6 protein-coding genes are annotated in these 7,940 nt (G+C 47.6%); 2 read left to right on the plus strand and 4 right to left on the minus strand.

Annotation, left to right across the window (positions count from 1 at the left end; translation table 11 throughout):
• Window positions 1-1,685 (minus strand): DNA topoisomerase subunit B (locus WBV75_RS08260; protein ID WP_424120157.1); only part of this gene is annotated, 1,685 nt, incomplete at its 3' end.
• Between the two features lie 229 nt (window positions 1,686-1,914).
• On the opposite strand from WBV75_RS08260, the gene WBV75_RS08265 reads away from it, so the two are divergent.
• Window positions 1,915-3,363 (plus strand): SLC13 family permease, encoded by a 1,449-nt coding sequence (locus WBV75_RS08265; protein ID WP_424120158.1) that lies wholly within the window; start codon window positions 1,915-1,917, stop codon window positions 3,361-3,363.
• 96 nt (window positions 3,364-3,459) lie between these two features.
• On the opposite strand, the gene asnB is transcribed toward WBV75_RS08265, so the two are convergent.
• Entirely contained in the window at window positions 3,460-5,130 is a 1,671-nt protein-coding gene (gene asnB / locus WBV75_RS08270) for an asparagine synthase B (protein ID WP_424120159.1), read from the minus strand.
• Window positions 5,131-5,360: 230 nt separating this feature from the next.
• On the opposite strand from asnB, the gene WBV75_RS08275 reads away from it, so the two are divergent.
• Complete coding sequence (locus WBV75_RS08275; protein WP_424120160.1) at window positions 5,361-5,900, plus strand: DUF2911 domain-containing protein; 540 nt, start codon at window positions 5,361-5,363, stop codon at window positions 5,898-5,900.
• A 149-nt stretch (window positions 5,901-6,049) separates the two neighbouring features.
• On the opposite strand, the gene WBV75_RS08280 is transcribed toward WBV75_RS08275, so the two are convergent.
• Together WBV75_RS08280 and WBV75_RS08285 are read right to left on the minus strand one after the other, a co-directional pair.
• The gene (locus WBV75_RS08280) at window positions 6,050-7,192 is read right to left on the minus strand and encodes an OmpA family protein (RefSeq protein WP_424120161.1); all 1,143 of its coding nucleotides are present in this window, start codon (window positions 7,190-7,192) and stop codon (window positions 6,050-6,052) included.
• A gap of 126 nt (window positions 7,193-7,318) precedes the next feature.
• On the minus strand, window positions 7,319-7,940 hold a 622-nt coding region (locus WBV75_RS08285), incomplete at its 5' end, for a TonB-dependent receptor domain-containing protein (protein WP_424120162.1).

Consider the following 7,940-nt stretch of genomic DNA (forward strand, 5'->3'; position numbering starts at 1 on the left):
TTCCAGGCATAGCGTTTCTTACTGCCCTTTTTTACCAAGTAAAGGGGTGGGGTAGCAATATAAACGTGCCCGCCCTCTATGAGTTCCCGCATATAGCGGAAGAAAAAGGTCAGGATCAGCGTCTCAATATGGCTCCCATCCACATCCGCATCACACATGATAACCACCTTGTGGTACCTTAACTTTTCCAGGTTAAGGGCCTTGCTGTCCTCTTCCGTTCCAATAGTAACTCCAAGTGCGGTGTAGATATTTTTGATCTCCTCGTTTTCAAAAACCTTGTGTTGCATCGCCTTCTCCACATTGAGGATTTTTCCCCTTAAAGGCAAGATGGCCTGTATGTTACGGTCTCGTCCCATTTTGGCCGTTCCCCCTGCGGAATCCCCCTCCACCAGGAAGATCTCGCACTTCTCCGGGTCTTGTTCGGAGCAATCCGCAAGTTTTCCCGGGAGACCACCCCCGGACATTGGGTTTTTACGTTGCACCATTTCCCGGGCCTTGGCAGCTGCATGCCTTGCCTGGGCGGCCAGAATCACCTTTTGTACAATTACTTTGGCGTCGTCCGGATGTTCTTCCAGATAGTTGGTAAGCATTTCCGAAACCGCCTGGCTGACGGCTGAAGACACTTCCCGGTTGCCAAGTTTGGTCTTGGTCTGACCTTCAAACTGTGGCTCGGCTACTTTTACCGAGACAATAGCCGTAAGACCTTCCCGGAAATCATCCCCGGCAACTTCGAACTTTACTTTATCCAGCATTCCCGAGTTGTCCGCATACTTCTTTAGGGTCGTCGTCAAACCTCTTCGGAATCCGGACAGGTGGGTTCCCCCTTCATGGGTATTGATATTGTTCACATAGGAATGCAGGTTCTCCGTGTAGGAGGAATTGTAAATCATGGCTACCTCCACAGGGATATCGTTTTTCTCACCCTCCATGGAGATGACATTCTGAATGAGGGGTTCCCGGTTTCCATCGAGAAACCGGATAAATTCCTTTAATCCCTCTTCGGACTTAAAGGTCTCGGTTTTAAACTCCCCATCCTTGTCTGTGAAACGGCGGTCCGTAATACTTATCGTGATCCCTTTATTCAGGTATGCCAATTCCCGCATCCTATTGGCCAGGGTATCATAGTTGAATTCAATCGTTTGCTGAAAGATCTCAACATCCGGGTGGAAAGTCACTAAAGTCCCGTGCTTGTCGGAATCTCCGGTACTTTTAACAGGATACAGGGCCTTACCCCGCTCGTATTCCTGCTCCCACACTTTACCTTCCCGGTACACCGTAGCTTTTAGATGGTCGGAAAGGGCATTTACAACGGAGACCCCTACCCCGTGCAATCCCCCTGAGACTTTATAGGAATCTTTATCAAACTTTCCCCCGGCCCCAATTTTGGTCATCACCACCTCAAGAGCGGAAACACCTTCCTTTTTATGCAGCCCTACGGGAATCCCCCTTCCATTGTCCCCAACGGTTACCGAATTGTCTTCATTTATGGTTACGTGAATGGTATCACAGTAGCCTCCCATCGCCTCATCGATAGAGTTATCCACCACCTCATAAACCAGATGGTGCAACCCGCGCACCCCAACATCTCCGATGTACATTGAAGGGCGCATCCGCACGTGTTCAATCCCCTCCAGCGCCTGAATACTATCCGCGGAATAGGCCTTGTTGTTTTCTTCTTCGCTCATACCTGTTTTTAGGAAGTTTAACTTGTAATTTTACAATCCTCCAAATATACGGAATAGCCCGTAAAACAGGCCTTTTACACCTATCCAATGCCTCGAAGTTATCAACAATTTAACAACAATTGCCACAGCCTAAAACCCGTAGTTTTGAAATGAAAAGTGATAAATATTAGCTTCTGAAAAATACGTACCCTATACCTTTGTCTTTTTTGCATCATATACCCCTTTTCGAATGGCTGATTCCAGAACCGCTTCTCTCAAATTGTTGCCACAAATGCAGAAAGTGGTCGATATTCAAAGTAAGATCATCTACTTCCTGATTACCATTATCCTGGCCTTTGCACTTACCTACACTTTGTATGAACCACAGATGAATCAGGCCCAGCTCTATGTGCTGTTTTTATTATTTCTGGCAGTGGGTCTTTGGGTTACCGAAGCCATCCCCCCTTTCGCGGTGGGTCTTTTGGTTTTTGGCTTTCTCATCTTTGCCATGAACAGTTATTATTCGGAGGTCGATCCTGAAAACGTCCAATCGTACTACAGTGAATACGTCAATTCCTGGTCCAGCAGTGTTATTTGGCTTATGCTCGGGGGTTTCTTTATGGCAGAGGCTATGCGAAAGACCGGTTTGGATAAGGAAGTGTTTAAAATGTCCATAGCGAAGTTCGGACGGAAGCCTAAATTCATTCTGCTCGGTATCATGCTCACTACTGCCATTTTCTCAATGATCATGTCCAACACTGCCACAGCGGCCATGATGATCGCCTCGGTTATGCCTTTTATCAATACCCTGGAAGAGGATGCCCCCTTTACAAAAGCTTCGCTTCTGGGTATCTCAGGAGCCGCATCCCTTGGGGGTATGGGCACACTTATCGGTTCTCCCCCCAACGCTATTGCCGTAGAGGCCCTGAACAATCACGGGGTAGATGTGGGCTTCCTGGAGTGGATGCTCGTCGGCTTTCCACTGGCTCTCGTTTTGACCCTTCTTTTTTGGTTCTTACTCACCAGAAAATACATTCCCAGGCAGCGGGAAATGCAGATTGAGCTCTCTTCAGAGGAAAGTACAGTAACCGATATCAATTACAGGTTTGAACGCATCAAAAAAAGAGTAGTCCTGGGTGTCATGGGGCTGACGTTGCTCCTGTGGCTTACTGAGAACGTCCACGGTATTCCGGCTTCTGTGGTCTCCCTGCTGCCAATCATACTCCTGACCATGTCCGGCATTATAAATGGGGATGACGTGCGCCAGCTCCCCTGGGATACTCTAATGCTCGTGGCCGGTGGTTTAGCCCTGGGGCTTGCCATTAAAGAAACCGGCCTGGCAGATATCTATGTAGAAAAAATTCAGGAGTTCGATTTGAACTTCTATGCCCTGGTGCTCGGTTTTGGCTTCCTGACTATTGTAATGTCCAATATCATGAGCAATACGGCGACGGCTACGATCCTCATCCCGGTTGGGATCATTCTCACTTTTGAAAACCCGGTGGTACTCCCCATCGTTATTGGCCTGAGTGCATCCTCCGCATTGTTCCTGCCCATTTCCACTCCTCCCAATGCCATTGCCTACAGCACCGGAAAACTGGAGCAAAAAGACTTTCGACTCGGGGGCATATCCATGGGGCTTATAGCCCCGGTGGTCATCACCGTTTTTGCCTTTCTGATTTACGCGTTGTTCGTGTAACCCTACCCGATAACCAGGTTGCAGGGTACCCGCGTAAAAGGCTCTTCAAATACCTTCAAAAGATCACGGGAAGTTTGAAGTAAGGGCAATATGTTGCTACTGCACATAAGCTTCCTCGTGTACGCGGGCCACGGCCCTGCCCGAGGGATCGTTCATGTTTTTAAAGGACGCATCCCATTCCAGCGCAGTTTGCGTGCTGCAGGCTACTGAGGGCTCCTGGGGCACACTTCGGGCGGCCGCATCACTGGGAAAGTGCGATTCAAATATTTCCCGATAATAGTACTCTTCTTTTGTTGTAGGGGTTTGTATTGGAAAGCGATATTGGGCATGGGTCAATTGCTCTGCTGTAATTTCACGGTCCACAGTTTCTTTAAGGGTATCGATCCAGCTGTACCCCACCCCGTCTGAAAACTGTTCTTTCTGCCTCCATACTACGGATTCCGGTAAATCTGCTTCAAAGGCTTTTCTCAGCGCCCATTTCTCCATTCGGCCCGCACCGATCATTTTGTCTTTTGGATTCAGGCGCATAGCGATATCCATAAATTCCTTGTCCAGAAAAGGAACCCTGCCTTCGATCCCCCAGGCGGCCAGGGACTTATTTGCCCTCAGGCAATCGTAGAGATGCAATTTATCGAGTTTCCGTACAGTTTCTTCATGAAAGGCCCGGGAATCCGGTGCCTTGTGAAAATAGAGATAACCCCCGAATAGCTCATCCGCACCTTCTCCGGATAGTACCATTTTTATACCCATCGATTTGATGACACGGGCCATCAGATACATGGGCGTAGAAGCCCGAACTGTGGTAATGTCGTAGGTTTCCAAATGGTAGATCACATCGCGGATGGCATCCAGGCCCTCCTGTATGGTAAATTTCACCTCATGGTGCACCGTGCCTATGTGTTGAGCCACTTTTCGCGCAGCTTCCAAATCCGGAGAACCCTCCAGGCCAACCGAAAAAGAATGCAACCGGGGCCACCAGGCTTCCGTGGCATCATCGGTCTCCACACGCATTGCGGCATATTTTTTCGCAATGGCTGAAGTTATGGAAGAATCCAGCCCTCCGGAAAGCAGCACCCCGTAGGGTACGTCAGACATCAACTGGCGGTGCACGGCCTCCTCCAGGCCTGTGCGAAGCGCATCAATATCAGTTTCATTGTCGGTTACAGCCTTGTAATCCATCCAGTCCCGGGAATACCATTTTTGAAGTCCCGGGGTTTCACTGCTCATAAAATGTCCCGGGGGGAAGGCCTCTATCTGCACACAAACACCTTCTAATGCCTTGAGTTCAGAAGCCACGTAAAAAGTTCCATCTTTATCGCGACCCATATAGAGTGGAATAATCCCCATATGATCCCTTGCTATAAAATATCGGTCATTTCTTAGATCGTAGAGCGCAAAGCCAAATATCCCGTTCAGGCGATCCAAAAAGGCCGTGCCTTCTTTCTCATAAAGTGCCAGGATGACTTCACAATCAGATCGGGTCTGAAAATCGTAAGATCCTTCAAGATCTTTTCGCAATTCCCTGTGGTTGTAGATCTCGCCGTTTGCCGCCAGGATGAGCTGTCCATCAGCACTGAGAATCGGCTGGCGCCCCGAAGCGGGGTCTACAATGGCCAGGCGTTCATGGGTAAGGATCGCATTGTCAGAAGAAAAAATACCATTCCAGTCCGGACCCCGGTGACGCAGTTTTCCGGACATCTCGAGCAATCGCGGACGCAGCACCGAGGCGGTCTTTTTCAGGTCAAAAGCACAAACTATTCCACACATAGGATTATTATTTTATTCAAAAGTGCGATTAATGATTATATTTTAAAACAATAAACCTTATTTTGATTCTATTATTATATTTATAATTGCCTTTTATGTACATATTATAGTTTTTTTAGATTGAAATAAACAAAACAATAAGAATGTGTAAGTCATGGAAATTTTAACGAGTCTTTAAAACCGGGCTCTTTGAAAAGGATGTAGTTTTAGCCATCTAAAAAACCATTCAAATGAAAAAAGTCTTTACACTATCACTTTTTGTTTTAGCCCTTGTGTTTTCCACAACGGTAACAGCACAGGAATTCAGCGGTCTGGATAAAAGCCCCATGGATATGGCGAGCTTCCCTTCCAGCTACAAAGTATCCGATAAAGCTGTACGAATAGTCTACGGCAGACCCCAATTAAAGGGACGCTCAATGGGTGACCTTGCACCTGCCGGCAAAGTATGGCGTACCGGGGCTAATGAAGCCCCTGAAATTACTTTTTACAAAGATGTTACTTTCGGAGGGCAGGCTGTAAAAGCCGGAACCTATTCTTTATTCACCATTCCCGGTGACAAAGAATGGACAGTGATTCTGAATAAGAACCTCAACCAATGGGGGGCTTACAGCTACGATGAAGCAGCAGATGTAGCTCGTATAAAAGTACCTTCAAGTTCAGCAGGAGAATCCCTGGAGGCTTTTTCTATCGCCTTTAAAGAAGTTGGAAGCGGAGCACATATGGTTATGGGCTGGGGAACTACCCGAGTTGAAGTACCTGTTATGATGTAATGCATTAATGTCACCATTAAAAAAACCGGCTCCTAAGCCGGTTTTTTTTGTTTCAAGTTAGACCAGGACTGCCGTCTTGCCTTTAAAAAGTTTGCCTGAATCCCCGGGGCGCTTTTAAAAACACGGGGCTTTAGCCTTGATTTCTGAATTTATTTCTCGGAGTCAGGTAAGGGTTTTGGGGTTTTTCGAATAAGAAATTCCACCCGGCGATTCCTGCTGCGCCCTGCTTCGGTTTCATTTGAGGCCACAGGCCTGGAAGAACCGAAACCGAGCCATTGAATCCGGCTCGAAGAAATCCCCAGATTTTCGAGATACCGCGCCACAGCAACACAGCGTTTTTCGGAGAGGAGTTGATTGTAATCTGCTCTGCCCTTCCCGTCTGTATGCCCTGCCAGATGCAACTGCAGGTCGGGATCCTGACTTAAGAACTCATAGAGTTTTGCTAATTCCTCCCGTCCCGGGCTAGAAAGGCTATGGGTGTCAAACTCAAAAAGCAGGGATTGAAAAACCTGAAGACTGTCCAGTGCGTAATTAGTACCTGCCTGGGTTTTCGAAGGAGCCTGTGCCATGGCTAATTCAGGCTTTAGTTCTAAAAGGGCTACCTTATCAATATAGTAGTAAGCCCCTTTATTTGAGCTTCTCCCCGTCTCAGAAGTACGGGTCTGTCGGTTCGTCCTGAAATTACCCAGGATTAAATATTCTTCGGAACCGTCAGCCTCAAATCGGGCTTCTACCCGACTCCAGTCCGAGGTATCTGAAATAAAATCTCCGGCCGGAGTCTCCAGATAATGGTATGTGTTCTCTTTAATCTCATAGCGTTTGGCCTTCGAAATATTCTTTTTCGTATCTATCTCCAGTGGATTATTGCTAAAAAGGATACCGAAATCGCGTATGGCGTAATCCGAGCGCTCTGCCAAACTAACGTAAAAGGACAATCTGTATTCAGCACCCGCCGTTAGCGGAGACTTTAAACGCACCTGCAAGTACTCCCGGTAGTCGTCAGGCGCATAGGCATAAAAACCCGCATACCCCTCACCTTCTACTGTTCGTTGTACCCCATTAAAATTCTCCGGGGTTCCCATATGAAAACTGCACATATGAAAATAGTCGGTGGTTCCCGATGTCGGGGTCGTCCATTCGGCCACATCCCGATGCAGATTTCCCAAATGCCTCGGACAGGCATTGAAATCTTCAAAACCCGGATTCGGCACCATATTCTGCCCTAACCCCACCAGGGGCAAGCCAATTAAAGCAGCACTCAGGATACAAATAAAATAACGTTTCAGGGACACTTCACTGCCTTTTGAACCTTCAAGTTACTATAAATGACCAAAAGTCACCTAATTCCCGGGCACTCCCTCGATCAAATGTTGCCTAAAACAGACAGGTTGTCTGATTGGGTACCTTAAAAAGAAGTGCTACAAGTCAAATTTATAGCTCGCCCCTGCGAGTACCTGCAACCCCTGCACCCTGAAGTTTGCCCACCGCTGATAGGAATTATTGGCCAGATTGCTCGCGCGTGCAAAAAGCGTTAATCGTGTATTTAAGTGATAGCCCAGATGGAGATTAGCATCAAAAAATCCGTCCAAATTGCGAATCTGGGCCGGGAAGGCCTCCGGGGGAATACCTACTCCGGCAGTCGAAGCGAGATCTTCCCGTTCCCCTACATAAAACAGGCTCGCCCCGAAATACCAGTTCGAATTGATCTGATAATCCATAAAGAGGGAACCTTCCAGATTTGGCAGGTTCCAGGCCGGATTTCCCGTCTCGGTATTATAGTCGTTTACCGTGGCATTGACCCCTAAAGTAAAATTCCGGTTCACTGAAAGTTCTAATTCCGCAAACACACCGAGGGTTTTTACATCGTCGTAGAAAAGGCGAAACGAATTCCCATAATAATAGCCCTTGTCGTCCGTGCGGGAATCATTTTCAGGGTTGAGCAGAAAAAGCGGTAAAAAATTCTCAGCCCGGTAGGTGCCTTTCAGGTTATAGGTGAGTTCCGGGAGCAACTGCCCTCGAATACCCACATAGGCTTCATAC

It is taken from the genome of Robiginitalea sp. (assembly GCF_049588695.1).
In the GTDB taxonomy this organism is placed as follows: Bacteria; Bacteroidota; Bacteroidia; order Flavobacteriales; family Flavobacteriaceae; genus Robiginitalea.

Coding starts and splice junctions, on each gene's coding strand:
- asnB (WP_424120159.1), bottom strand. CDS start 5,130: ATGTGTGGAATAGTTTGTGCTTTTGACCTGAAAAAGACCGCCTCGGTG.
- WBV75_RS08275 (WP_424120160.1), top strand. CDS start 5,361: ATGAAAAAAGTCTTTACACTATCACTTTTTGTTTTAGCCCTTGTGTTT.
- WBV75_RS08265 (WP_424120158.1), top strand. CDS start 1,915: ATGGCTGATTCCAGAACCGCTTCTCTCAAATTGTTGCCACAAATGCAG.